Raw genomic sequence first — 25,027 nt, 5'->3', positions numbered from 1 at the left:
ACCTCCTGTTAGTCTAAAGCTCTCACTTTCGTGCCTGCAATGCCGGTAGGCTTCCACTGCAGGAATAAAATGATGAATGCAAAAACAATAACCTTTGCAATGGTGGCACTTGTAGAAAGCTCAACAAAAGTACTGAGGACTCCAAGCAATAATGCTGCCAGAATGGTGCCTTTGAGCTTGCCTATGCCGCCCAGGATAACAATCATAAATGCATCTACAATATACGCCGTTCCAAGACTGGGCCCGATTGACCCAAGCAAAGTGAGCGAGCATCCGGCCACTCCTGCAAATCCGCTTCCGAGAGCGAAAGCCAAGCTGTCCACCCTTCTTGTTGATACTCCGAGACAAGAAGCCATATCACGGTTAAGTGTCACGGCTTTCATCCGTCTGCCTGATGGGGTTTTATATAAATAGATAAAGAGAAAAGCAATGCTGACGAGGACTAATGCAATAATAAACAGACGTTTATAAGGAAACGTTGCCCCCGCAATTGTCAGCCCTCCATTCAGCCATCCAGGGGCTGTTACGGCTACATTCGGAGCACCGAAAACCGAACGCGCTGCCTGCTGCAGGATCAAACTGATTCCCCATGTCGCCAAAAGACTGTCCAAAGGCCTTTCATACAGGAACCGGATCACGCTTTTCTCCATAATGAATCCAATGAGTGCCGCTACAAGAAACGAGACCGGAATCGCAGCAAGAAAATAGATGCCAAAGGATGACTCCGGCAGATAGTCCATAAAGATATTTTGAAGCATATAGGTGGTATATGCTCCCATCATAATGAATTCTCCATGTGCCATATTAATGATATTCATCTGTCCAAACGTGATCGCCAGACCTAAAGCAATCAATAATAAGACGGAGCCCAGGCTGATTCCATTAAAAAGCTGTGTAATGATAAGCGACATACAGATGACCCTCCTTTTAAATCCAGCCGGGACTGTCCTTTTACCAGGATAGTCCCGATCAGCCTTATTGACTTAAGCCAGATGCCCACTTATATGTTTTTAAATACGGATCTGGCTTGACCTGCTCTCCTGAATTCCAGACCTCTTTAAATTGTCCGTCCTCCTGCACTTCACCGATGCGGACGGTTTTATAAATATGCTGTGTTTCCCCATCAATTTTTACCGTTCCTTCCGGTGCCTTATACTCTACTCCGTCAGCAGCGGCTTTTACCTTATCTACATCAAAGGATCCTGCCTTTTCAGCAGCGGCCGCCCAAAGGTGTACAGCTGTATAAGCCGCTTCAATCGGATCGCCCGTTACACGGTCTTCCCCGTATTTAGCTTTGTATTTTTCAACGAACGTCTTATTTTCAGGTGTGTCTGTTGTTTGGAAATAGTTCCAGGCTGCATAATGGCCCTTCAGCACATCCGCGCCGATTCCCCTGATTTCTTCCTCTGCTACACTGACAGAAACAACCGGAATATCTTCAGCTGAAATGCCTGCATCCTGAAGCTGCTTGAAGAAGGCTACATTGCTGTCCCCATTTAACGTATTAAAGATGACATCCGGCTTTTTAGACTTAATTTTATTTATGACTGTGTTATAGTCCGTATGGCCAAGCGGTGTATATTCCTCGGCAACTGCCTTGCCGCCGTTCGCCTTCAGCTGTGCCTTGACGATTTTATTGGCTGTGCGCGGGAACACATAATCCGAACCAAGCAAGAAAATGTTCTTCCCTTGGTTTTCCATCATCCACTCCACAGCGGGCACAATTTGCTGATTGGTCGTTGCCCCTGTATAGAAAATATTCGGTGACTGTTCCATGCCTTCATACTGCACAGGGTACCAAAGCAATCCTTTATTTTGTTCCACTACCGGAAGCATCGCCTTACGGCTGGCTGACGTCCACCCTCCAAAAATAGCGGCCACCTGATCCTGCTGAAGAAGTTTTTTAGCCTTCTCAGCGAAGGTAGGCCAGTCAGAAGCCCCGTCTTCCACTACCGGTTCAATTTTCTTTCCGAGCACTCCCCCGGCTTCATTGATTTCTTCAATGGCCATTAATTCCGCATCCCTTAGAGATACCTCACTGATAGCCATTGTCCCGCTTAATGAATGTAAAATACCGACTTGGACCGTATCTCCATCTGCCTTTTCTTTCGAGGACACTTCTGAAGTGGTTTCACTCTGCTTTTGGCTGCAAGCGCTCAGCATTAGAACAGCCATAACTAATAACAGCAAACTTTTTTTCAATGAATACACCCCTTTTATTTACAAACTATGTAATTGTTATATTCTTTTACTTATAATGTAAGAAGATATAACATATCTCTGATTATACTGATTATTCATTAAGTTTCAATATATTTTTAGAAAATTTAAATAATTAAGTTTGCCATTTAGGAACATTCTTTCTGTTGCAAAGAAGATTGTTCGCCCCGCCTCCTGAAAAGCCCCATAAAAAAACTTCCTGCCGAATCTGAGACAAGAAGTTTGTAAATCCCACTGCATTGAGCTGTATCACAAAATGTTAAACAATGCACTGAACATTTTTCTAAGCATATGATGAGAGCGTGATTAAATAAGTATGTACTTCACTTCCTCCTTATAGGAGAAGTTTTTTGAAAATAAAAACACGAAACATCAGAGCCAGCAAATCTAAAATATAACAAAAATAAAAAATATCAAATTCCTCATGGGTAATTTGATATTACTTCAATTTATGTTGCATTGATTTCTGTTTCAGAGACTCTTTTCGGGAGCACGGCTTGAGCCTGCAGTGTTTTCCTCATTCTGTTTGTTCCCTGGGGGTCTCCCCCCCATCGATTCATATCGGATCTATTTGTTACGGTAGATTCTTATTTATACTAGGAATTTTCTTCTGTCCCGCCCTTTGATAACTGGCTGAAATTATGGAATCATCCTTCCATCTGCATCGCTTCTGCTTTTGTATGGTGCACTGTACCAAATGGGTGGTTTGGAGGAGCATAAATAGAATAAAGTTTCAAAGGTATTCTCCCAGTGTTAGTAACATTGTGCCATATACCGGCCGGAATTATAATTGCATCATCGTCTTTAGCAATTCTTTGGAAGGTAAGATTATGCTTGCTTTTCCCCATTTGAACAAATCCTTGCCCCTGTTCAATACGTAGAAATTGGTCTACATTCGGATGAGCTTCTAATCCTATATCTTCTCCTGGATTGATACTCATGAGAGTCACTTGCAGATGTTTTCCTGTCCATATAGCACTTCTATAATTGTTGTTGCGCTTAGATGCTTCGTTAATATTGACTACAAGCGGCTGTCCGCCGTAATCTCGAAAATACTTTTGTTCCCGTGAATAATGAGGATAGCTGTACTCCTGCTGAAGCGGAGCCTGCATTTGATAATTCCTATAATCCGATTGTGTTCTATGATGGCTGTATCTATTAAAATGCAGCCCAAAGTTATCATAAAATGAGTGGTTCAACTATTTCTCCCCTTTCTTTTCCGTAACATCTTATGCAATAGAAAAGTGTTGGTGCCTATACAATTCTTTAACATAAAACTCGGTAAGGTCATCAATGGCCTGGCTGAAGCATCGAAACTGCCGCCCCTCAAAGAGAAACTCAGCACTCATGCATCTATTTCCTCCTCCTTATTTTTCCATTTATCACTTTTATTGTTTCTTTATGGTAATATGGAAAAGGAAACGAAAGAACTGGTCAAAATTCATAGAAATATAGGTGAACAATATGATTGAAGTTAAGACGTCCGCTTTAAGTGATGGAGAATATAATAGAGGGGTTTTCGCCACACGCGATATTAAAAAAGGGGAGCTTCTCCATGAAGCGCCAGTCATTCCCTACCCAAATGAAGAGCATCAATATTTAGAAAAGACCATTCTTGGCGATTACGCTTTTGAATACGGAATCAACCACTCTGCAATCCTTTTAGGATATGGGATGCTTTTTAATCATTCGTATACACCAAATGCCACCTATGATATCAATTTCGATAATCATACCTTTGACTTCTATGCCTATAGCGATATTAAAGCCGGCGAAGAGATTCTGATTAACTATAATGGAGAAGTAGATAATCAAGATCCTTTATGGTTTAACGAAGAAAAAGAGGATTAATCAATCGTTTGATTAAAAAAGAAACAGCAGGCTTAAACCATAGAAAAACCCTATCATGCAAAAGAAAAAGCTCAGAGCTATAAAACTCTGAGCTTTTCGTGCAGCAGCTTAATCCGCCGATCGTTATTTTTATTTTCCCTTTCGTGAAAGGGCGAGAGGCACGGCGAGCAGAGACAGGCTTGCTGCGGCCCATATCCAATTTCCGCCTCGCTTTTTTTGATTATTGCGGTGAGAGGGAATGCTTGACGTATACACTCTTTCTCCCGTTGACTTATTATGTGCCTGAGCATCATCATTATAGTGAACCTCTTGTTCTTCAGGCATTTGGGTTGTCCGTTCAAGCTCTGACTGATCCTCACCCAGCCCTTTAAGGAAGGCCACCATCAGGCTCATAGCTGTTTTGATATTCGGATCTCTCAGGGAGCGAAGCAAGGAGAAGTAACCGGTCTTCGCATCTTCTCCCGCTTTATCCAGTTCTGCCATTCTGGCAATACCCGTGTTCACTTTCAGAATAAGAGGTTCCAGCTGCTGGACATTTAACGTTCCCAGCGCGCCGAGCATAAGCAGCATATTCTTCAAAGTGTTGGCAGTTTCCGGAGTGTCCGCTGTTTTAACAAGAATATCAAGCACCTTGTCTCCTTGGCCCAATAAACTTCCCGCAAAATCAAGCGCTCCCCTTTCCTTCATATAATGAAGGATTTTAAAAACCTTTTCTACTGCCTCTTTATTATCGAGCAGCAGGGTTTCGATGTTTTCCAGTTCCAGCTTTCGCTTTTCTTCCTCACTCAATTCAAGACGATGAATCTTTCTGGTCGCTTTAGCCATTACGCTTTGCCTCCTTTTTCACAAGATCCCCTGGGAAAATGTAATCCTTTCTGGCCCATTTCTTCTGGACCTGCACGCCGAGCTGCGGCTGAGGGTTCCCATTTCGGTGATTGATCTTAGGAAGCGGGTTTTCGCCTTTCGCTTTCAGGATTTCCATTTTCGCACTGGTTTCCTTATAGGCTGGCGTATCCGTATCTTTATCTGCATAGCTGCTTGTCAGATAATTGATGGATCCTTCGCCTGAATCATTCATTGGCAGATAGACTACTTTTCCTTTGACTCGGTCTGTAATCAGGCAAGGAACCTTCACACTGCCGTATGGGGACGTCAGTCTTACTACCGTACCGTCTTCAAGACCTCTTTCCTCTGCCAGTTCAGGTGAGACCTCCAGGAAGACATTCGGCGTCTTGGAACTGATGCCTTTCGCCTTATATGTCAGGTTTCCTTCATGGAAGTGTTCGAGCAAACGGCCGTTATTGACATGAATATCATACTCTTCCTCATATTGAACAGGCTTGGTCCATTTGACAGGGAACAGACGGGCCTTTTTGTCAGGGAATGGGAATCCATCCGTGAACAAGAGCGGAGTGTCTGTGCCATCTTTCGCAACAGGCCATTGCAGGCTGTTATAGCCTTCAAGGCGGTCATAGGATACTCCCGCATAAATTGGGGACAGAGATGCCGCTTCATCCATGATTTCACTTGGATGGCTGTAGTTCCAGCCAGCCCCCAGTCTATTAGCGACTTCCATAATGATCTGCCAGTCCGGCTTGGATTCGCCCAGCGGTTCAAATACCTGATACAGACGCTGAATTCTGCGCTCTGTATTCGTAAAGGTTCCTTCTTTTTCAAAACTTGGGCTTGCAGGAAGAACAACATCTGCAAATTCCGCTGTTTTTGAAAGGAAGACATCTTGTACAACGAAGAAGTCCAGCTTTTCGAATGCCTGGTGAACATGGTTAATATTTGAATCTACCAGTCCCATATCTTCGCCTTTTAAATACATCGCTTTTAGCTCTCCAGCATGGATGGCTTCTACCATTTCATGGTTGTTAAGACCTTTTTTAGAAGGAACTTTCACGCCCCATGTTTTTTCGTATTTTCTTCGGACTGCTTCATCTGCCACCATTTCATATCCAGGCAGACGGTCCGGCATGCTGCCAAAGTCACTTGCGCCCTGTACATTGTTATGACCGCGCAATGGATAGCTTCCTGCACCCGGTCTTGCAAAGTTTCCAGTTATCAGCAGCAAATTAGAAATGGCAGTGCTTGTATCACTTCCGCCCATATGCTGAGTGACACCCATCGCATACAAGACACAGACCCCGTCAGCCTTCACGATTTCCTTCGCAATCTTTTTCAGTACACTTTTAGAGATGCCTGTTACTTCTTCCGCATACTCCAGTGTAAAAGGCGCAAGCGATTTAATATATTCCTCCACTCCATTCACTTTGTTACGAAGGAATTCCTTATCAGCCCAGCCTTTGTCCACAATATATTTCGTGATGGCTGAAAGCCAGATTAAATCGGTTCCCTGTTTCGGATGGATGAAAATATCTGCCCGCTGTGCCACTTCGTTTTTACGCAAGTCAGCAACAATCAGCTTTTGGCCGTTCAATTTATGAGAACGTTTCACGCGGGTAGAAAGAACCGGATGAGATTCAGATGTGTTGGAGCCGACAATCAGGACAAGTCCCGCTTTCTCGATATCTTTAATGCCGCCGGAGTCTCCTCCATATCCAACCGTCCTGAACAGTCCCACTGTCGCCGGGCTCTGACAGTATCTTGAACAGTTGTCTACATTGTTCGTGCCGATAATGCCGCGGGCCAATTTTTGCATTAAGTACGATTCTTCATTTGTACACTTAGATGACGTAATGAAGGAAAGCGCATCTGGGCCATGCTGATCTTTAATTTCAGTGAATTTATGCTGAATCAGATCAAGCGCTTCCTCCCATTCCGCCTCCCTGAATCCATCGCCTTCACGGATCAGCGGCTTTGTCAGTCTTTCTTCGCTATTAACGAAATCCCAGCCGAATTTCCCTTTGACACAAGTTGAAATGCCATTAGCCGGCGCTTCTTTTTGCGGTTCGATTTTGAGAATTTTACGGTCTTTTGTCCAAACATCAAAACTGCAGCCGACACCGCAGTATGTGCAGACGGTCTTCGTTTTCTTGATCCGTTCATCCCGCATTGCAGATTCCATATCAGAAATCGCCAGGATTGAACCATACCCTGTCTCTACATTTTTCGTGATTTCAATCATTGGCCGAAGGGTTTGCTTGGCAATCCCTGTCAGGAAGCCTGCTTCTCCTTCCATTCCTTTTTCCAGCATCGCATTACAAGGGCAGACGGTTGAACAATGTCCGCATGATACGCAAGAAGATTCATTGATCGGACGGTTGTCATCCCAAATAACACGCGGTTTTTTCAATGTCCAGTCAATTGTCAGCGTTTCTGTAACCTGCACGTCCTGACAGGCCTCTACACAGCGGCCGCACAGGATGCACTGATCCGGGTCATATCGATAATAAGGATGCGAGTCATCTATTTCATACGGTTTTTCAGCAAAAGGAACACTTTGATGATTGATCTTCATCTCCTTTACCGTATTATGTATCTCACATCCCCCATTGTTATAGTCACAAACGGTACAATACAGCTCATGATTCGTTAAAATTCGGTCCATTCCAATGACACGGGCCTGCTTCGCATCATCCGTTTCCGTTTTTATGACATCCCCCTCCTGAATGTCAGTGGAACAAGAACGGACAAGCTCTCCATTCACTTCAACGATACACGTATCACATGTTTCTATCGGTCCGAGACTTTCGTGATAACAGACATGAGGGACCTCTATTTGGCTGTCCATCAAGGCCTGCAGTACTGTCTTATCTTCTGTAAGTGTTACCTCCTGGCCATTAATTGTAACGTGTTTTACTTCCTGCAATCGGAACACTCCTCTTTTTTCATGATTTTTCCCCTAATATGTACTGTTTTCTACCCCTCCTGAAAAAAGAACAAACTAATTTTTTTCACATGTTCCACATTTAGGCCTATACAATCATTTATTTGGAAAAAAATTTTTAAAAAAAGGAAAAAAGTCCCCATCCTGAAGCCTGAACACAAAAAAAGACTGCTGACCCGGTCAACAGCCTCAGCGGCCTCTTCAGCCGCCAATATAGGACATTTCAATTTTGGAACGGTTTCTCGCCGTTTCCTCTGTTCTTTCATCTGAATAACGGTCTACTCTAGCTCCCCAAATGCCTGCGAGAGCTTCCCGGATTTCTTCCGCCGATTTTCCATTTTTTAAAATAGGTTTAAGATTATGGCCCTTGGTGGCAAAAAGACAGGTATACAGCTTCCCATCCGCCGATATTCTTGCCCTGGTGCAAGTGGAGCAAAAGGAGTCCGAAACGGAAGAGATGATTCCTATTTCACCGGAACCGTCTGTATAGCGGTATCGGCTGGCAACTTCCCCGTAATAGGCCCCTTCCGCCACCTCTATTGAAAAACGCTTGCTCAGCATCTCAATCATTTCTTTTTTGGTGACAACCGAAGACATTTTCCAGCCATTGGAACTTCCGACATCCATGAATTCGATAAATCTAAGGCTGATACCCTCCTTCTTAAAATGCTCCGCCATCGGGATAATCTGGTCATCATTGACAGCCTTTTGCACGACCATATTGATCTTTACCTTAAGCCCTGCTTCCCGAGCCGCAGCAATGCCCTTCAGAACCGGTTTTACACCGACATTCCGGCCGTTCATTTTTTTAAATACCGCATCATCGATTGCGTCCATGCTGATATTCACCCTTTGAAGACCCGCAGCCTTTAATTCAGCCGCATACTTCGGAAGGTACACCGCATTCGTTGTCAGGGCAATGTCTTTTATCTTTTCAATTCCGGCCAGTATTTGGACCAGCTGGGGAAGGTCTTTTCGTAATAAAGGTTCTCCGCCTGTGAGACGAACTTTCTCCACACCGATTTCAGCTGCTGCGCGGGCCAGGGCGCCGATTTCCTCAAAGCTTAAATACTCCTCTTTTGGCAGGAAGGGATAATCCGGTCCAAATATTTCCTTCGGCATGCAATACGCACAGCGGAAATTGCATTGATCGATGACGGAAATCCGTATATCCCGCAATGGACGGGCATATTGGTCAGTAACTGGCTTCATGCCTGACCCTCCTTTCACTTTTCGTGATTTTGCGGCAGTTTCCGATATTCGTCCCGGTCATTAATATTTTGAAAAGAGGTATCGTCTTCACCAAGTTCTTGCTCTGTAATATATTTCGTTTTGATACGGTCCAGAAAATGAATCATTCGGTAATTTCCTGATTCAAGCTGTTCTTTTAATGGAAGGAATGCACTGAATTCGTAAACAGCGGCAAGCGGCTGAATTCGGCCCCCAATAAGGGGAACCACCGCATCTGCGCCTTCTTCCCTTGCTGCGAGGATTTTCCCGGCTGTCTCTGCACTAAACCGGGGCATGTCGCAGGCAAGCAGAAAATAGGACTGTCCCGGTTCCTCCTTCATCGCGGAGTACAGGCCGGCCAAGGGCCCCTTCCCCTGGAATTCCGGGGCATCTTCCAGGATCATTCCCTGCGTTTCTTTTTTAAAACGGTCGGTCAGCGAAGGATGGCTGATGACCATGGTCTGATCGGCGTGGGGGGACAGGGCCTCCAGTGCCAGCTCATAGAAAGGACGTTTTCCATATTCGGCAAAGGCTTTAGGTGAGCGAAACCTTCTTGATTCCCCTCCGGCTAGGATTACTCCGATTCTTTTTCCTTTCTTTCGTTCCATCACGCATTCTCCTGACTGTGCTTCAAATTTGTTTCCTAGTATACGGTTAAACGATTCGATTTTCAAAAATTCCGGATTCATGACGATCAAATTAATCGAAATGTTTTCATTTATATCATAATTCCAACAATAACAAAACATCTTGGATATTCCTCAAAATCACGTTATACTGATATCTATTCCTATGTAACATTTAATATCCTTGTATAATATCAGTGTAAATGGTCTGATAGTTTCTACCCCGCAGCCGAATCAAGTGCAGGACTACAAGGAAGCATGCAGCAAAAGAAGATGATCAATCTGCAGTCCTGTACAAACCAATGGTTTTCCCGGAGGCTCCCAGATTATTTCCTAATACAGGCTCTTATTTTTCCATGCTTTCTGTCCTTTGGCTGAAAGTGGAAAAATAAGGGCTTTTTCTATATTAAAAATATTATCGGGAATAATAATTCTGAGGAGGTCATCCGTTTGTATTTTTTATTGAATGCCATTGGTGTTTTGGTGGTCATCGGTCTTATTTATGTATGCTCGCCAAATAAAAAAAATGTAAAGTGGAAATTCGTTCTAATCTTATTGATTGTCGAATTCCTTATGACTTGGTTCATGCTGTCGACCAAAGTGGGAACTTGGATCATTAATCAAATTGCCGCCTTCTTCACATGGCTGATTGCCTGTGCAAACGAAGGGATTTCTTTTGTCTTTCCTTCGGCTATGGCCAATCCAACCGTTGATTTCTTTTTCAGCTCATTAATGCCGATCATTTTCATTATCACCTTCTTTGATATACTGTCTTACTTTGGAATTTTGACATGGATCATCGACAAAGTCGGCTGGCTGATTTCTAAAGTGTCCGGATTGCCTAAACTGGAGAGTTTCTTCTCCATCCAAATGATGTTTCTCGGGAACACAGAAGCACTTGCGGTTCTTCGCCAGCAGTTTGCCGTACTGAGCCAGCAAAGACTGCTTACATTCGGAATCATGAGTATGAGCAGTATAAGCGGATCCATCATTGGTGCCTATCTTTCTATGGTCCCGGCTACCTATGTATTTGCAGCAATTCCGCTGAACTGTTTAAATGCCTTGCTTATTGCCAGCATGTTAAACCCAATTGACGTAAGCAAAGAAGAGGATATTGTCTATGTTCCGGATAAGTCGGAACGCAAGGACTTCTTCACAACCATCTCAAACAGTATGTTGATCGGAATCAAGATGGTTATCGTCATTGCAGCCATGGTTATCGGGTATGTGGCTCTTACGGCCTGTCTTAACGGATTCTTAGGATTCTTTGTGGACGGACTGACCATTCAGAAGATTTTCTCTTATATCTTCAGCCCTTTTGCCTTCCTATTAGGTTTGCCGGCTGCAGACGCCATGTACGTCGCTCAATTAATGGGAATCAAACTCGCTACGAATGAATTTGTAGCTATGCTTGATTTGAAGGATACAATTGGTACGCTTGCTCCGCATACAGTCGCTGTTGCAGCAACATTCCTTACTTCATTTGCTAACTTCAGTACGGTCGGCATGATTTACGGGGCGTTCAATTCCCTTGTCAGTCCAGATAAGGCACAAATTATCGGAAAGAACGTTTGGAAGCTGCTCGTCAGCGGAATGGGCGTTTCCTTATTAAGTGCCATGATCGTCGGATTGTTTGTATGGTAGTAGACTAAAGACATAATAACAGGCAGAGAATTCTTTTCTCCGCCTGTTTTTTTATGGTTAAACACTTAAGAGACTATACCTTTTACAAAGGTTTATAAGGGTTTTCATTTTCAATTAAAAAGGACTGAGATAAAATAAAGAGAGGAGGGATACATATGACAGAGGAACTGTCCTATACGATCGAAGAAGTAGCCAAGCTTCTAAAAGTTTCGAAACTGACCGTTTATGATCTAGTAAAAAAAGGTCAGCTTCCTATATTCCGTGTCGGCAGGCAAATGCGCATGGACGCAAAAGATCTGGAACGCTATATTTTGCAAAACAAATCCCATCCCTCTGCTTCTCAGGATCGCCCATCGCCCAAACTTGAGCAGGCGCGGCCCCTTCATAAAGTAATCAGCGGACAGGACATGGCCCTCGACATTCTTGGAAAACAAATCGAGAAACAGTCTTCCTATAAAGTATTACGTTCTTACACCGGGAGCCTAAACAGCTTAATTTCCATGTACAGCGGGGAATGCGATATCGTCAGTCTCCATTTATTCGACGGAGAGACAGGTGAATATAATCTTCCATATGTAAAAAAGATTTTGGTCAGCCGTCCTTACCTGCTGATTCGGCTTATATCAAGGCTTGCCGGACTGTTTGTTCCTGAAGGAAACCCCATGAACATCTCTTCCTGGGAAGATTTAAAGCGGAAGGACATTACTATCATGAACCGGGAAAAAGGTTCAGGGGCACGCGTCTTATTGGACGAACAGCTGCGAATACACGGCATCTCCTCATCCGCCATCCAAGGATATGACCAAGAGGAATCCAGCCACCTAAGCGTAGCCTCTGCCATTTCTAACGGGCACGCCAACCTTGGCGTCGGAATTGAAAAAGCAGCCAGAATTGTCGGAGTTGATTTTATCCCGCTGATCACTGAACAATACGATTTAGTCATATTGAAGTCACCTGAAAATGAAGAGTTGATTGAAACCGTTAAGCGAATCCTGACCTCTCCTTCTTTTCAGGCGGAAATTCAATCTCTCGGCGGCTATGATCTTACCCAGACCGGCAAGGTTCTTCATGAAACATTTTAAGAGACAAACTTAAAAAGCGGCCGGAACCAAATATCAAATTTCTCTGTGAGAAATTTGATATTTTTATGTTTCAGGGTTCCCTGGGACACAGACCGGTCCGCAGCCAAATCCTGCTTCCGGGAACGCACATCCTCTCAGCTGAAGTCTCCCGCTTTATATTTCCCGTATAATTTATTCTCTACAAACTCCCGGCATCCCGGTGACAGGACTGTCCTTTCAGGATGGATCACATCTCCGTTCAGCATGCCGTTCGTAAACCGGACCTCCCCGTTAAACTCCCGTCCTGTATCTGCATCCACTCCAGCAATGATCACATGACAGCTCCTGCTGCTGACCTGTATAAAATCGATAATCATCATCGTATGCTGCTGTTTTTCCATTTTCACCCCTCCCCCCCAAACATCTTTTGTTATTTACCTTACAGGGAAAATCCATTTTCTGTTAAAGAAAAAAGACGTAACGGAACCTCAGTCCCGCTGCGCCTTCCTTTTTAAAAATCTATTAAGGCACGTTCTTGGCCAACCACAGCGATATGTTTCTCGATGTACTCAGCGACTTGTTTTGTATTCGTAAGAGGCAAATAATGATAGCCGTTTTCTACGATTTCTACTTTGGCAGCCGGATGCGTCAGCTTGAAATCAGCCAGTTTTTCATTGCTGAATGCATCTAAACTGCTGTCTGCAATCAGCAAATGCAAAGGGACAGGAACAGGATCTTGTAAACAGTAATTGACCGTCGCTACCTCTCTGCTTAGCTGATTATACGCTTCCTGATTACTGTGGTGCTTATAATAGCCATTCGAATAGATGTAATTTTCAAGAAGATAGTTTTTGAATCTCGAAAACGCCTCCTCCTCTAATTCCTCCATGGAGCAAGCAAGCTCGTGAATGGCCTCTTTTATATCCTCAATCTGTTCAACAGCAGCCAATGTTACCTCTTCGTCCATTTCTAGCCAATCACCGAGAAAATAATATCCGCCGTCTAAAAGGGTCAATGACAAAACAGTCTCCGGATCGTTCGAATAGAGGGCTTGAATAATCCACGCACCTAAGGAATTTCCCATAAAGTGTGCGGCCGGAACCTGCAAGGATCTCAATGTTTCCCGTACCGTTGCTATATAACTTGATATAGAATTATCATCCATGAAAAACTGATTATGGCCTGGCAAATCAAAGGCAATGATTTTAATATCCTTCAACAGATTTCCGAGCTCCTTGTATATGTCCTTGCGCTCGCCGAGTGCTGGCAATGCCACGATAATCTGGCTGCTTTCTTGATTTCCGTATATTTCATAATGCATGCGCCATGAACCTCCTATGCTTTTAAAACTCCTTTGTTCCAATTCGGCATTCCTTCCCCACATTCCTTTAAAGGATTAACGTAACCTGCAACAAGTATAATAATTTCCGTTCCAAAATGCTCGTACCAGCTCTTTTTTGGAAGCTGTCAGTTTTTGATTATCAGTACCTTGCAATAAACAATAGTAAATGATATCTTATATATTGTAATGTACTGTTTAATATATAGTAGCTAGCAAGCATAAAATGAGGTGAGCAAATAGTGAATGTCCAATTTAAAAAAGGAGTCCTGGAACTGTGTGTCCTTGTCCTGCTTGATAAAAAAGACCGCTATGGATATGAATTAGTCCAGAAAATTTCCAGCCAGATTGAAATATCAGAGGGTTCGGTTTATCCGCTCCTCCGCCGTCTGACAAAAGAAGAATACTTTACAACATACCTGCAGGAGTCCACAGAAGGCCCTTCCCGTAAATACTACAGACTTACAGACAAAGGCCGGATGTATTTATACGAGCTCATGGAGGAATGGAATGAATTCTCCCAAGGTGTGAATCAATTAATTAAGGAAGGTGCGGACCATGAAGAAAGATAATTTTTTACAGCAGCTTGACCAATCCTTGAGAATTTTGCCTGCGTCGGAACGCGCAGATATTCTGCAAGACTATGAAGAACATTTTACTTTAGGCAGGGAAGAAGGAAAGTCTGAAGACGAAATAGCAGCAGCCTTAGGTTCTCCGGTTCAAATCGCCAAAGAGCTATTGGCCGATTACCATCTTGAAAAGGTAACATCCCGTACAACAGCAGGAAATGTTTTTCGGGCCATTTGGGCCGTCATCGGATTAGGCTTTTTCAATTTGGTTATTGTCCTTGGACCGGCCATCGCTTTAGCCTCCCTCATTTTTTCAGGTTGGGTTGCCGGAATCTCCTTTGTCGTATCGCCGCTCCTTGTCCTTCTGGATGCCATCACTCACCCGCAGGCCTTTGAGTTCTTTAATCTCTTTGTCTCATTAGCGATATGCGGCATTGGCTATTTCATCATCCTTGGCATGATCTTTTTAACAAAACTTATAGTAAAAGGCTTTGTACGTTATCTCCAGTTCAATGTAAACCTTGTGAAAGGAGGTTTAAAGCATGAGCAATAAGAAAAAACTTTCAATTCTTGCCGGAATTTTCATCATTGTCGGTGTAATAGGCAGCCTGCTTACTGTCCGGTCCCATGGCACTTCCCCCATTTCTGAGGAAAAGACGGTGGCCAGTAAGTACGTTTCCAATATTCAAGCCGCGACGGACAATGCCCGTGTCCATATAAAGCCAGCGGCAGATGACCAAATCAGAGTGACACTGGATGGGAAATCTTCTTCTAATATAAAACGGGAACTGACGACTGACGTAAAGGACTCAACCCTTTTGATTACATTTAAAGAACAGCAGCTCTCCTGGTTCAATTTTCATTTTGTCGATTTATTTTTCGACATAACCATCTATCTTCCGGAAAAACAGTATCATTCTATTGCGGTTACCAGCGATAACGGCTATATTTCCGCAGAACAGCTAAACACAGACAAAATTCAGGCAGAGGCGGACAATGGCCGGATTGAGTTAAAACAGGTGATGGCTAAAGAGGTAGCTGTACAATCGGATAATGGGAGAATCTCCCTTGATCATGTAGAGGGTAAAATTAAAGGCAGAACGAATAACGGAAGACTTTCCCTTATCACTGAAAAACTGGATCGCAACATTCAGCTTGAATCCGATAATGGAAAAATCCAAATTGAAACCGAAAAAGAGCCCACAAATGTGAGGTTCGATGTTTCAACCGACAACGGCAGCATTGACATTCTTCATAAATATCAAGGAAGCACAGTCATCGGAAAAGGCGAAAATCTGATCAGGCTCAAAACGAATAATGGAAGAATTGAAATAAAGTAACATTCAACACAAATCTAGCCTGATTAACCATTCATCTTCCTTCCCCTATAAAAAAAGGGGCTGGATTTCCGCTTCTGAATGCTCGCTCCAACCAATCTATGTTTGCGAAGATTCTCATACTTCTTTTTAAGAACAGTCTAAAATAAAACAAGCGGAGAAAAGGAATCCCTTTCTCCGCTTGTTTTATGTTTATTCAATCGTTTCTAACACATCATCGATAATTTGCTCATTGGCAATCACACCAGTGTACAGCCAGCTTGATGAAGCCGGGAATTCAGCAACATGGTTGTTTTTCACTGCAGGGATGTTCTTCCAAACATCTTCGTCCAATGTGCTTGCACCCGATTTGTCACTGTTCACAAGGAAAATATAATCCGCATCCAGATCAGCCAATTTCTCCAAAGAGATGGGATTCCAGTTATTCTCTGATTTCGCAGAGATTTCTTCCACCACTTTTGGAGTCTCTAATTTCAAGTCATTGTATAGAACATCGCCGCTTGAAAGATTCTTAGATGAAATGAATAGTTCGTTATTCACAAGCCAAATAGCCGCTGCTGAAGGAACATCTTTCTGATCCGTTAATTCAGCTTGGGCATCTTTCACTTTTTGATCATACTCATCAAGCAGTTTCTGTGCATCATTTTCCTTGTTCAACACTTTCCCTACTTCTTTCAATTCCTCGCGCCAGTCATTATTTTTATCCTTGCCGACTACATAAGTAGGAGCAATTTTGTTATACTGATTATATTTGCCGCCTTCAACCATATCAGCTGAATCCATAAGAATTAAATCCGGCTGTGTCTTCTGGACCGCTTCAAATGGCAAATCATATGAGATGGTCGGTACGTCTTTTAAGTCATCTTTTAAATAGTCTTGCACGCCATTGGCAACAGACCATTGTGCGACAGGAGTCACCCCTAAAGCTACAAGCGGGTCTTCAAGATACGAACCTAGCACTCGTTTGGGATTTTCGGGAACTTCTACTTTATTGCCAATTGCATCAGTCAGCTGACGCTTTTCAGGCTGTTTTTCAGAAGTATCGTCACTTTGGCAGGCAGCCAGTCCAACGGATAATAAGCCGACACTGAAAATCTGTAAAAATCTTTTTATTTTCAAACCATTGCTCATGTTAATCCCCCTATAACTATGCTAAAATGATATCTGTCTTATCGTTTGATAATGATTATCAGTATTAATTAAAGCGGATTACTCACAGAATGTCAACGTTTATTATGAATCGCTCGCATACTTTTATAGATGGATGAATCAAGATTCTTGAATACGTCTGGTTTCGCATGCAGGAGGAAAGAATTATATGAATAAAGTAAACAAAGAGAAACCGGCTCCTGACAGAAAGAATAAGATCGGGACGGCAATTATTCTCTTCGGCTGGATTGCTATCTTGCTATCCGTTATTTTTTCCATTCATTTCGGTGCAGCCCATGTTACCTATCGCACCGTTTGGGAAGGTTTATTTTTTTACAATAGCAATGATCCGACACATGTCATCATTCATAACTTACGTTTGCCCCGGGCATTAGCAGCTGTTTTTGTAGGTGCTGCTTTGGCTGTTGCGGGATCTCTCATGCAAGGGATGACAAGGAACCCTCTGGCCTCTCCTGAAATATTGGGAGTAACAGCGGGCGCCTCCTTTTTTATGGCCCTTGCCTTCGCTTTTGTTACAGGTCTTACGCAGGTGAAGCTCATCCTATTTTCTTTTTTAGGAGCAGGCTTCACCACTGCAATCGTATTCGCGATTACCGCGGTCGCAAAAGGACCGAATAATCCGGTCAAATTAGCACTGGCCGGTGCAGCTATCAGCTCGTTATTCACCTCTTTATCAACAGCTGTCGGCCTTAAATTTAATGTCGCAAAGGAAATGAGCTTCTGGTATGCCGGCGGTGTATCCGGCATTCAAATGGATCAGCTCAAATATGTGATTCCCATCATTATAGCCGGGATCATTCTTTCCCTTTTTCTTTCCCGTTCCATTACCATCCTCAGCCTTGGGGATGAAGTCTCTACAGGCCTTGGACAAAATGTCCGGGTTGTGAGAACCGTCGGGATGATCTCGGTATTACTATTAACCGGTGCAGCGGTTTCCATTGCGGGAACGATTGGATTCATAGGGTTGGTCATTCCCCATATCACCCGTTTTATAGTAGGGATTGACTATAGATATATTATCCCTTGTTCCGCTGTCATTGGGGCTGTGTTCCTGCTTTTTGCAGATGTGATCGGAAGGATGATCAACGCGCCGTTTGAAACACCGGTTGGTGCCGTTACTGCACTCATTGGTGTTCCCTTCTTCCTATATTTAGCCCGCAAAGAAGGGAGAGGTTTGTAATGTCTCAATTCATACGCAAAAGGAAATATGGGTTTCCATTATTATGTTTGATATTGGCTGTCCTGCTGTTCGTTCTCTTTATCGTCAGTATTAATGCAGGATTTATCAAAATTCCCCTTGCGGAAGTATGGTCGGCCTTTTTTGGCAGTGACATAGGCGATCAAAGAATCATTATCTTCGATTTCCGGCTTCCCCGTATTATTCTCGCTATGTTAATTGGAGCGGGAATCGCTGTCTCCGGCGCTATTATGCAAAGCATTTCCCGAAACGAACTGGCTGATCCGGGAATCTTAGGAATTAATGCCGGAGCCAGTTTTTCGATTGTATTTTATATGTTTGTTTTCCATGGATCTACCTTTTTAACAGGGATGCTGTCGATCTTCGTCATGCCTTTCACAGCTTTATTGGGTGCATTCATAGCGGCTGTTCTGATTTATTCGATTTCCCGCAAGAATGGAAAGGTCACGCCGATTCGGCTGATTTTGGTGGGGATTGGAATCAATGCCGCATTTGCTTCAGGGACACTTGCCCTGCAAATGAAAATGGAGCCGCAGGATTTCCTGAAAACCTTAACGTGGATATCCGGCAGTATTTGGGGAACCAATTGGCAATTTGTCCTGTCGACCTTGATCTGGCTGATTATTTTAATCCCGCTTGCCGTCTATAAATCCCGGTTCCTTGATGTATTAGGCTTTGGGGACGAGGTTTCCGTCGGCCTAGGCGTATCGATTGAAAAGGAGCGCTTGAAGTTATTATTAATCGGCGTGGCATTAGCCGGTGTCTGTGTATCAGTCGGAGGCGGCATTACCTTCCTAGGCCTCATTGCCCCTCATATCGCCCGGGCGCTGATTGGCTATAATCATAAAAAAGTCTTGCCGCTGTCAGCCCTTATCGGTGCGTTAATCCTGCTTGGAGCCGATACTGCCGGACGCGTGATTATGGCGCCGATGGAAATGCCTGTAGGGATTTTAGTATCCATACTCGGCGCTCCGTACTTTATATATTTATTAATGAAAAAATAATGCACGTTACTGAACAGAATCAGGAAAAAATGAAGAGTAATATACAGTTTGCGATTTATTGTAAATTGTATATTACTCTTTTTGTGTTACGTTTTTTATATTGGAAATAAGATGGAAGTTCTCAGCGGCCGGTTTCACCAGTTGCCGCCATATATGGTGACTGTACTATATAACTCTATTAACGAACCGGGAGGGAATAGTATGTCAGAAGAAATTATAGCTATAGCGAAAATTACCAAACTCCGATCAGCAACAATAAGGAAACCAATTCTTGGAATGTCTTTCGATATGATGATGTCAAAAGAGTGTTAAGCGATTATGAATACTTTTCAAGCGCAGCTTTGTCAGTGCGTGTGTATTTTAATTAACGCTAAACAACCTCTTCCGCAGTTGGAAGAGGTTGTTCATTATGCTCGAAAAGACGTTAATAAACAACAGACTGATTGAAGCGAAAATCGATCGCCCTTTTAACTATTTATAGAGCTTCCGGCAGATAACGTTTATACATGTCTATTGCATCTGTATGTTTCAATAACACGGCTATTGTTTTTGGGTGAGGATCTGCATATATGAGCGGATAATCCTTTTCATCGTGTTCCGGTTGAACTGCAAAGGCCAGTTTCTCCATCTCCATAGAAAATTGAGCATTAATTCCTTGCTTGTTCCCTCTTGCATCCAGTCTTACCCATTTGCCAGCCGTTTGTAAAAATACAGCGTTCAAAGCATGAATACAGTATCCTTTTTCCGGGGCATCAAAGAGCATTAAACGCTGATAACAAAAGCCAGTCGGGATTCCCTGCGAACGGAGCAATGCGGCTAATAGATTTGTTTTTGCATAGCAAATCCCCTCGCCCCAAGCCAAAACTTCAGATGCCCGGCAAGTAACACGGCTTCCCTGAATATCCCAAGAATGAGCTATTTCATCCCGCACAAATTCAAAAGCAGTTTTTACTTTTTCCACTTCCGTTTGCGAAGGCTTAAATAGCTGACGAATGATTGATTGACATAAGGGATGAGAATAATTTACTTCCTTCAATTCCAGCAGGTAAAGATCTAACTTTTCGGTTTCACAAATCAATTGCATCATCTTCCCTCCTATCAATATCCCAAATATGAGTTTTCTCCCATTTTTGTTCATCCTATACTATAAAGGCATCCCATTTCATTCATTATCGTCTATACTTGTAGTAGATTTGAAAATTCTTCATCGGAGATGGGGAAAGGAGCGTAGATGATGTTCAAAAAAATTGCAGTTTGTGCCATTTTATCAGGTTTCTTATTTTCTAGTTTCAGCCCGGCAGCCCCCTTGCTTTCAGACCGCAGCGGAATGACTAAAGCGGAGGCTGCTTCTGTGACTTATACAACAACAGCGAATCTAAATGTCCGCAGTGGATCCAGCACCAAATATAAAATTCTCGGCACTGTCAAAAAAGGATCATCTCTCAATGTGCAGTCCAAGCTGAGCAATGGCTGGTACAAAATTAAATACCGCAGCAAAACCGGCTATGTCAGCGGATCTTATGTCAAGGCCTCAACAAAGACTGCGGCCAAGGCTAAACCAGCTTCCACTTCATCATCAGCCGTCTATACGGCTACGGCAAATCTTAATGTCCGCAGCGGATCCAGCACCAAATATAAAATTCTCGGCACTGTGAAAAAAGGATCGGCCCTAAGTGTGCAGTCCAAGCTGAGCAACGGCTGGTACAAAATTAAATATGGCAGCAAAACCGGCTATGTCAGCGGATCTTATGTCAAGGCTTCAACAAAGACTGCGGCCAAATTGGACGTTGAAAAAATGAGCAAACTGGGAAAAGCCCAGCAGGTCATTCTAGTGAAAAACACGAAAGCCGGTTCCCGGGCGGCAACCATTCAGGCTTTTGAAAAAACAAACGGGAAATGGAAACGCACCTACTCGATGTCAGGCGTGGTTGGCAAGTACGGCATGACCGGCTCCAAAAAAGAGGGAGACGGGAAAACACCGACAGGCAAGTACACAATCGGTACAGCCTTTTACCGGGGGACCATGCCCAAAACCAAATTGCCTGTAAAGAAAATCACCTCTGATTCTGTTTGGGTGGATGACAGCAAAAGTGCTTTGTACAATACATGGCAATCCAAATCCAAAACAAAGGGCAAATGGTCTTCTGCCGAAAACTTGAATATTCCGCAATATGACCGGGGATTTGTGATTAATTACAACACAGCCAGAACACCGTATAAAGGGTCGGCGATCTTTTTCCACGTAGCCGGCAGCTCCGGTTATACAGCGGGATGTGTTGCCACTTCCAAAACGAACGTACAAAATATCTTAGCCTGGGTAAACCCTGCCAAGAATCCTGTAATCATTATGACACCGGAAGCTGAAATCACTAAATACTAATTCACGTACAAATCAAGCACAGGCTAAGATAGCTTGTGCTTGATCCTTTTTGTATCACTATGCCTGGAAGAAGGCATTTCTCTCTTCTGTAATCCACTTTTCCAACTGATCCTGGCTGCGGCGGACTAACCGGTTCACCAGCACATCATGCCATACATAGTCTTCCAGCAGATAAATATGGACTGGATCATCTGTATAAAAAGCCATACTTCGCTCCGCAATCGACGGTCCGTAAATCATCTCTTTGGAATCAATCGATAATATAAACCATTGTCCTGTAGACAGACTTTCCGTAAAAGGCGTAATCCGGTGGGTCTCCAGATTCCCTATCGGCTGTTCAACATGCAGGGTGATGCCCTGTACGGCTGCATATTCCGCTGCCTGAACCAGTTCTTCCTTCAGCTCCTCATACATCTCATCCCACATCGAAAGCACAATCCGCTTCTCTGCTTTTTTCAATAACGTTTGACAATAGCTGATAATCGTTTGGCGGTCCTTTAACGTGATGACCCGATTGTCGGCTTTTTCTCCGGCTGTCTCTAACTCTCTTAACGAATCACTGATCGTCGAATATGTCGATTTCCACTCAGTCTGCGCCTTCTGTAAAAAGATTTCAACAGGCAGCGGGGAATAGCGGGTCAGATTATTCATTTCTTCTTTCAGGGCCACCCCCTTTTCAGTCAGACTGCTTAACACGTCATATACGCGCGCCCTCGGAACTCCGGATTCCTTACTGACTTGATAAGCGGTAGCCGTCCCTTGTTTGACAAGTGCTAAATAGGCTTTGGCTTCATATTCGCTGAACCCCAATTTTTTGAGCTGCTGCACCGTCTCCTCCATGTTTTCGCCTCCCATGAATGTTTCTCTTATCAATAACGTACAATACCTATTTACATTTCGCAATTCATTAGTTACTATTTCAGTAGTCACTATCAGGAAGGTTGATTGTATGGATTTTCAATTAGATCCCTCGTTAATCGCAATTTTAATTATCTTTGGATTTCTAGCGGCATTTGTGGATTCCGTCGTGGGCGGCGGCGGGCTTATCGCGCTGCCGGTATTATTATTTGCCGGTCTCAGTCCTGCCGGTGCAGTAGCCACCAACAAACTGGCAGGAACAGTCGGTTCACTGACCAGTACATATATGTTTTACCGGTCTGGCAAGCTAGATATAAAATCCGTGCTAAAGTTTTTTCCGCTCACTTTTATCGGGGCGATCCTTGGGGCGTGGACCGTTCATTTAATGAATCCCGAACTGTTGAAGCCGATTATGCTTCTCATGCTCGCAGCGGTTGCCATTTATACGATTTGCAAGAAAGATTGGGGAAGTATTTCTACACCAAAAAAACTGTCCGTCCGCCACTTCCTTCTGTTTATCATGGCCATCTTCGCGATTGGTTTCTATGATGGATTTCTTGGACCCGGAACTGGTTCCTTTCTCATTTTCGCTTTTCTATTGGTCGGATTTGACTTCTTAAAGGCGGCCGGCAACGCGAAACTATTAAACTTCGGCAGTAACATTGCCGCATTATTGATGTTCATGGCCCTAGGTCAAGTGCATTATGCGTATGGTTTAATCATGGGAGCTGCCCAGCTGGCCGGTGCGGTTTGCGGCTCACAATTTGCAATAAGAAGAGGCACCGGCTACGTTCGGGCCATGTTTATTGCAGTAACGATTCTATTGTTAGCTAAAAATGTGTATGACTACCTCACATAATCGAGTAGGAGGGGGTGATTAACCCCCGACCTCTCACACCACCGTACGTACCGTTCGGTATACGGCGGTTCCATTAAGTTTGACGCAGAAATTCATATCGATTATATAAACTTTTCAACCCTCGGTGACTCCAATACAAGTTATTGAGGGTTTTGTGTAAGATTGGACTACAGGCTATTCTCCAATATTTCTTTCTGGAGTTTCCCCATTCATATGCCTTTTGGTCAGGGACACCTAGACCTTTGAGTTTTCTTACTCTTGTCCTCGGTTTCTTCCATTGTTTCCATTCAAGCATACGGAGTCTCCGTCTAATCCACTCATCAAATTCTTTAAATTTACTTGGTGTATCAGCCAATGCAAAATATCCACACCATCCCGTTAGATATTGATTTAGTTTCTCGATTCTAACTTCCATAGGAATTTGTTTAGAACGGGAGGTTAACTCCCGTATTTTAGCCTTAAACCTTTTAATACTTTCATTGGCTATTCGAACCTTCGGTTTCTTATTGACCGTAAAGCTAAAGCCAAGAAACTTTCGTTTCCACGGGCGATCAACTGCTGACTTTTCTCTATTTACTTTGAGCTTTAATTTCTGCTCAATAAAGCATGTAATTGAGTTCATCACTCGTTCTCCAGCTTTCTTCGATTTCATGTAAATATTACAATCATCGGCGTAGCGGACAAACTTGTGACCTCTCCTTTCTAACTCTTTATCAAGTTTATCCAAAAGGATATTCGAAAGAAGGGGGCTCAGTGGACCTCCTTGTGGTGTTCCTTCTTCTGCATCATAGACTACACCATTCATCATAATTCCTGCTTGGAGATATTTCCGTATAAGTTTCAAGACCAGCCGGTCTTGGATTCTACTTGCTAATATCCCCATTAACTTATCATGATTGACTCTATCAAAGAATTTCTCCAAGTCCATGTCAATCACCCATCTATAACCTTCACTTATATATTCCCTTGCTTTACGAACCGCATCATGACCTCTTCTATTTGGTCTAAACCCATAACTATGTTCTGAGAAGGTTGGGTCAAGAAGTGGGGTTAGAACTTGGGCGATAGCCTGTTGAATGAACCGGTCTGTCACGGTAGGTATTCCTAGTAATCTTACTCCACCGTTCGGTTTCGGGATTTCGACTCGACGGACTGGGTTAGGTTGATAGGTACCTTCCCTTAATGAATCACAAAGAGTTTCCCAGTTCTCATAGAGATGTCTTCGTAGGGATTTTACGGACATTCCATCTATGCCGTGACTCCCTTTGTTCTTCTCCACACGTTTAAGTGCTTCTATTAAGTTTTCCCGTGACAGAATCAGATCCATTAACATGTGATATTTCCTTTCGACGTGAACGTAGAAATCTAATTATGTTATTCCTGCTCCACCCTCATGAAGTCCCCTGTGGAATTCACCACTTCCTCCTTCAAGTAAGTCCTTTCGGATTGTCTGCTTCTATACAGGAATTATATGCCTAGTTCTCGTTCTTCCTAATAGTTCAGTCCTTCCCATTCCATCTCGAGTTGGAATGGTACTATGACCTCGGCTGACTTCTGATTGTTCAGCTGTCCATCGCTGGATAGGTTACCAAGGGAACTTGGCGTTCCAATCAGACCTCCCCGGGTAAGAGTACAGTCTTTCCCTCCATCTATCTGCTTCATTTACTCTGTACCACCTTCGGCAGTAAGGACTTCGTTTTGTTGTGCAAACTCATCCAATGGTACCTAGCCTTATATGAAGTTCGTGTTCCTCAGACCGGAGGTTTGCCGCTCGCTTCCTTCAGATTCTGCGTCACCACAGACACCCTTGCGTTAAGCTAACCATTACTACTGCCTTCATGGTTCGGGACTCTCACCCTATAGACTGCACCCATGCCGGGCGCACACA

General features: G+C 43.5%; 23 protein-coding genes, 1 pseudogene and 1 riboswitch. Of the genes and pseudogenes, 10 read left to right on the top strand and 14 right to left on the bottom strand.

Annotated elements, in window-relative coordinates:
• Window positions 1–8: 8 nt before the first annotated feature.
• The 3 genes from urtB to BQ4305_RS03880 all read right to left on the bottom strand — a co-directional run bounded on the left by urtB (window position 9) and on the right by BQ4305_RS03880 (window position 3,389).
• Window positions 9–911, bottom strand: coding sequence for an urea ABC transporter permease subunit UrtB (urtB, locus tag BQ4305_RS03890; protein WP_110926556.1), 903 nt, complete (start codon window positions 909–911; stop codon window positions 9–11).
• Between the two features lie 64 nt (window positions 912–975).
• Window positions 976–2,175: an urea ABC transporter substrate-binding protein gene (gene urtA / locus BQ4305_RS03885; protein ID WP_110926598.1), complete on the bottom strand. Its 1,200-nt coding sequence runs from the start codon at window positions 2,173–2,175 to the stop codon at window positions 976–978.
• Between the two features lie 692 nt (window positions 2,176–2,867).
• Window positions 2,868–3,389, bottom strand: coding sequence for a cupin domain-containing protein (locus tag BQ4305_RS03880; protein WP_407640133.1), 522 nt, complete (start codon window positions 3,387–3,389; stop codon window positions 2,868–2,870).
• A gap of 295 nt (window positions 3,390–3,684) precedes the next feature.
• On the opposite strand from BQ4305_RS03880, the gene BQ4305_RS03875 reads away from it, so the two are divergent.
• Entirely contained in the window at window positions 3,685–4,071 is a 387-nt protein-coding gene (locus tag BQ4305_RS03875; protein WP_199880545.1) for an SET domain-containing protein, read from the top strand.
• A gap of 300 nt (window positions 4,072–4,371) precedes the next feature.
• On the opposite strand, the pseudogene BQ4305_RS03870 reads toward BQ4305_RS03875, so the two are convergent.
• The 4 genes and pseudogenes from BQ4305_RS03870 to BQ4305_RS03855 all read right to left on the bottom strand — a co-directional run.
• Window positions 4,372–4,896 (bottom strand): annotated as a pseudogene (locus BQ4305_RS03870) (DUF1641 domain-containing protein); the annotation flags it as partial.
• Window positions 4,889–7,846, bottom strand: a complete 2,958-nt coding sequence (gene fdhF, locus BQ4305_RS03865) for a formate dehydrogenase subunit alpha (RefSeq protein ID WP_110926552.1) — start codon at window positions 7,844–7,846, stop codon at window positions 4,889–4,891. The gene fdhF and the pseudogene BQ4305_RS03870, both read right to left, overlap by 8 nt.
• Before the next feature lie 219 nt (window positions 7,847–8,065).
• A complete protein-coding gene (gene moaA / locus BQ4305_RS03860; protein WP_110926551.1) occupies window positions 8,066–9,076 on the bottom strand; it encodes a GTP 3',8-cyclase MoaA in 1,011 nt (336 codons plus the stop codon).
• Between the two features lie 14 nt (window positions 9,077–9,090).
• Window positions 9,091–9,702, bottom strand: a complete 612-nt coding sequence (locus tag BQ4305_RS03855; protein WP_199880544.1) for a molybdenum cofactor guanylyltransferase — start codon at window positions 9,700–9,702, stop codon at window positions 9,091–9,093.
• A 182-nt stretch (window positions 9,703–9,884) separates the two neighbouring features.
• A riboswitch (purine riboswitch) is annotated at window positions 9,885–9,989 on the top strand.
• A gap of 181 nt (window positions 9,990–10,170) precedes the next feature.
• On the opposite strand from BQ4305_RS03855, the gene BQ4305_RS03850 reads away from it, so the two are divergent.
• Together BQ4305_RS03850 and BQ4305_RS03845 are read left to right on the top strand one after the other, a co-directional pair.
• Window positions 10,171–11,364 (top strand): nucleoside transporter C-terminal domain-containing protein, encoded by a 1,194-nt coding sequence (locus BQ4305_RS03850; RefSeq protein WP_110926549.1) that lies wholly within the window; start codon window positions 10,171–10,173, stop codon window positions 11,362–11,364.
• Between the two features lie 155 nt (window positions 11,365–11,519).
• Window positions 11,520–12,446 (top strand): helix-turn-helix transcriptional regulator, encoded by a 927-nt coding sequence (locus BQ4305_RS03845; RefSeq protein WP_110926548.1) that lies wholly within the window; start codon window positions 11,520–11,522, stop codon window positions 12,444–12,446.
• Between the two features lie 134 nt (window positions 12,447–12,580).
• Here BQ4305_RS03845 and BQ4305_RS03840 read toward each other — a convergent pair whose 3' ends face one another.
• Together BQ4305_RS03840 and BQ4305_RS03835 are read right to left on the bottom strand one after the other, a co-directional pair.
• Window positions 12,581–12,826, bottom strand: a complete 246-nt coding sequence (locus BQ4305_RS03840; RefSeq protein ID WP_110926547.1) for a hypothetical protein — start codon at window positions 12,824–12,826, stop codon at window positions 12,581–12,583.
• 110 nt (window positions 12,827–12,936) lie between these two features.
• Window positions 12,937–13,746 carry an alpha/beta fold hydrolase gene (locus tag BQ4305_RS03835; RefSeq protein ID WP_199880543.1) on the bottom strand — a complete coding sequence of 270 codons (810 nt, stop codon included), beginning with the start codon at window positions 13,744–13,746 and terminating at the stop codon, window positions 12,937–12,939.
• 260 nt (window positions 13,747–14,006) lie between these two features.
• Between BQ4305_RS03835 and BQ4305_RS03830 the strand changes: the two genes are divergently transcribed.
• From BQ4305_RS03830 to BQ4305_RS03820, 3 genes are read left to right on the top strand one after another with little or no spacing between them, the layout of a single operon-like run.
• On the top strand, window positions 14,007–14,336 hold the full coding sequence (locus BQ4305_RS03830) for a PadR family transcriptional regulator (RefSeq protein WP_110926545.1): 330 nt from the start codon (window positions 14,007–14,009) through the stop codon (window positions 14,334–14,336).
• Window positions 14,323–14,886: a DUF1700 domain-containing protein gene (locus tag BQ4305_RS03825; RefSeq protein ID WP_110926544.1), complete on the top strand. Its 564-nt coding sequence runs from the start codon at window positions 14,323–14,325 to the stop codon at window positions 14,884–14,886. Before BQ4305_RS03830 ends, BQ4305_RS03825 begins: the two co-directional genes overlap by 14 nt.
• A complete protein-coding gene (locus tag BQ4305_RS03820; protein ID WP_110926543.1) occupies window positions 14,876–15,673 on the top strand; it encodes a DUF4097 family beta strand repeat-containing protein in 798 nt (265 codons plus the stop codon). The genes BQ4305_RS03825 and BQ4305_RS03820 overlap by 11 nt, the downstream gene beginning before the upstream one ends.
• A gap of 189 nt (window positions 15,674–15,862) precedes the next feature.
• Here BQ4305_RS03820 and BQ4305_RS03815 read toward each other — a convergent pair whose 3' ends face one another.
• Window positions 15,863–16,801 carry an ABC transporter substrate-binding protein gene (locus BQ4305_RS03815; RefSeq protein WP_110926542.1) on the bottom strand — a complete coding sequence of 313 codons (939 nt, stop codon included), beginning with the start codon at window positions 16,799–16,801 and terminating at the stop codon, window positions 15,863–15,865.
• Window positions 16,802–16,988: 187 nt separating this feature from the next.
• Between BQ4305_RS03815 and BQ4305_RS03810 the strand changes: the two genes are divergently transcribed.
• Window positions 16,989–18,020 (top strand): FecCD family ABC transporter permease, encoded by a 1,032-nt coding sequence (locus BQ4305_RS03810; protein WP_110926541.1) that lies wholly within the window; start codon window positions 16,989–16,991, stop codon window positions 18,018–18,020.
• Window positions 18,020–19,042: a FecCD family ABC transporter permease gene (locus tag BQ4305_RS03805; protein WP_110926540.1), complete on the top strand. Its 1,023-nt coding sequence runs from the start codon at window positions 18,020–18,022 to the stop codon at window positions 19,040–19,042. Before BQ4305_RS03810 ends, BQ4305_RS03805 begins: the two co-directional genes overlap by 1 nt.
• 475 nt (window positions 19,043–19,517) lie before the next feature.
• On the opposite strand, the gene BQ4305_RS03795 is transcribed toward BQ4305_RS03805, so the two are convergent.
• Window positions 19,518–20,126 (bottom strand): transglutaminase-like domain-containing protein, encoded by a 609-nt coding sequence (locus tag BQ4305_RS03795; protein WP_110926539.1) that lies wholly within the window; start codon window positions 20,124–20,126, stop codon window positions 19,518–19,520.
• A 147-nt stretch (window positions 20,127–20,273) separates the two neighbouring features.
• Between BQ4305_RS03795 and BQ4305_RS03790 the strand changes: the two genes are divergently transcribed.
• Complete coding sequence (locus BQ4305_RS03790; protein WP_110926538.1) at window positions 20,274–21,422, top strand: SH3 domain-containing protein; 1,149 nt, start codon at window positions 20,274–20,276, stop codon at window positions 21,420–21,422.
• A 57-nt stretch (window positions 21,423–21,479) separates the two neighbouring features.
• Here BQ4305_RS03790 and BQ4305_RS03785 read toward each other — a convergent pair whose 3' ends face one another.
• On the bottom strand, window positions 21,480–22,262 hold the full coding sequence (locus tag BQ4305_RS03785; RefSeq protein ID WP_110926597.1) for a TrmB family transcriptional regulator: 783 nt from the start codon (window positions 22,260–22,262) through the stop codon (window positions 21,480–21,482).
• A gap of 109 nt (window positions 22,263–22,371) precedes the next feature.
• Here BQ4305_RS03785 and BQ4305_RS03780 point away from each other — a divergent pair, with 109 nt between their 5' ends.
• Window positions 22,372–23,139, top strand: a complete 768-nt coding sequence (locus BQ4305_RS03780) for a TSUP family transporter (protein WP_110926537.1) — start codon at window positions 22,372–22,374, stop codon at window positions 23,137–23,139.
• Window positions 23,140–23,212: 73 nt separating this feature from the next.
• Here BQ4305_RS03780 and ltrA read toward each other — a convergent pair whose 3' ends face one another.
• Together ltrA and BQ4305_RS21260 are read right to left on the bottom strand one after the other, a co-directional pair.
• Entirely contained in the window at window positions 23,213–24,472 is a 1,260-nt protein-coding gene (ltrA, locus tag BQ4305_RS03775; protein WP_110926134.1) for a group II intron reverse transcriptase/maturase, read from the bottom strand.
• A gap of 158 nt (window positions 24,473–24,630) precedes the next feature.
• A complete protein-coding gene (locus BQ4305_RS21260; protein WP_199880500.1) occupies window positions 24,631–24,801 on the bottom strand; it encodes a hypothetical protein in 171 nt (56 codons plus the stop codon).
• Between the last annotated feature and the right edge of the window lie 226 nt (window positions 24,802–25,027).

Origin of the sequence: Bacillus massiliglaciei, from assembly GCF_900098925.1 — a bacterium.
Taxonomy (GTDB): Bacteria; Bacillota; Bacilli; order Bacillales; family DSM-1321; genus Peribacillus; species Peribacillus massiliglaciei.
The sequence above is the reverse complement of the archived record's forward strand: the minus strand, read 5'-3'. Positions and strand labels throughout refer to the sequence as shown.

Excerpts from the sequence above, each read along its gene's own strand:
- urtB (WP_110926556.1), bottom strand. The coding sequence starts at position 911 with ATGTCGCTTATCATTACACAGCTTTTTAATGGAATCAGCCTGGGCTCC.
- urtA (WP_110926598.1), bottom strand. The coding sequence starts at position 2,175 with ATGGCTGTTCTAATGCTGAGCGCTTGCAGCCAAAAGCAGAGTGAAACC.
- BQ4305_RS03875 (WP_199880545.1), top strand. The coding sequence starts at position 3,685 with ATGATTGAAGTTAAGACGTCCGCTTTAAGTGATGGAGAATATAATAGA.
- moaA (WP_110926551.1), bottom strand. The coding sequence starts at position 9,076 with ATGAAGCCAGTTACTGACCAATATGCCCGTCCATTGCGGGATATACGG.
- BQ4305_RS03855 (WP_199880544.1), bottom strand. The coding sequence starts at position 9,702 with ATGGAACGAAAGAAAGGAAAAAGAATCGGAGTAATCCTAGCCGGAGGG.
- BQ4305_RS03845 (WP_110926548.1), top strand. The coding sequence starts at position 11,520 with ATGACAGAGGAACTGTCCTATACGATCGAAGAAGTAGCCAAGCTTCTA.
- BQ4305_RS03840 (WP_110926547.1), bottom strand. The coding sequence starts at position 12,826 with ATGGAAAAACAGCAGCATACGATGATGATTATCGATTTTATACAGGTC.
- BQ4305_RS03835 (WP_199880543.1), bottom strand. The coding sequence starts at position 13,746 with ATGCATTATGAAATATACGGAAATCAAGAAAGCAGCCAGATTATCGTG.
- BQ4305_RS03825 (WP_110926544.1), top strand. The coding sequence starts at position 14,323 with ATGAAGAAAGATAATTTTTTACAGCAGCTTGACCAATCCTTGAGAATT.
- BQ4305_RS03820 (WP_110926543.1), top strand. The coding sequence starts at position 14,876 with ATGAGCAATAAGAAAAAACTTTCAATTCTTGCCGGAATTTTCATCATT.
- BQ4305_RS03815 (WP_110926542.1), bottom strand. The coding sequence starts at position 16,801 with ATGAGCAATGGTTTGAAAATAAAAAGATTTTTACAGATTTTCAGTGTC.
- BQ4305_RS03810 (WP_110926541.1), top strand. The coding sequence starts at position 16,989 with ATGAATAAAGTAAACAAAGAGAAACCGGCTCCTGACAGAAAGAATAAG.
- BQ4305_RS03805 (WP_110926540.1), top strand. The coding sequence starts at position 18,020 with ATGTCTCAATTCATACGCAAAAGGAAATATGGGTTTCCATTATTATGT.
- BQ4305_RS03795 (WP_110926539.1), bottom strand. The coding sequence starts at position 20,126 with ATGCAATTGATTTGTGAAACCGAAAAGTTAGATCTTTACCTGCTGGAA.
- BQ4305_RS03790 (WP_110926538.1), top strand. The coding sequence starts at position 20,274 with ATGATGTTCAAAAAAATTGCAGTTTGTGCCATTTTATCAGGTTTCTTA.
- BQ4305_RS03785 (WP_110926597.1), bottom strand. The coding sequence starts at position 22,262 with ATGGAGGAGACGGTGCAGCAGCTCAAAAAATTGGGGTTCAGCGAATAT.
- BQ4305_RS03780 (WP_110926537.1), top strand. The coding sequence starts at position 22,372 with ATGGATTTTCAATTAGATCCCTCGTTAATCGCAATTTTAATTATCTTT.
- ltrA (WP_110926134.1), bottom strand. The coding sequence starts at position 24,472 with ATGTTAATGGATCTGATTCTGTCACGGGAAAACTTAATAGAAGCACTT.
- BQ4305_RS21260 (WP_199880500.1), bottom strand. The coding sequence starts at position 24,801 with ATGAAGCAGATAGATGGAGGGAAAGACTGTACTCTTACCCGGGGAGGT.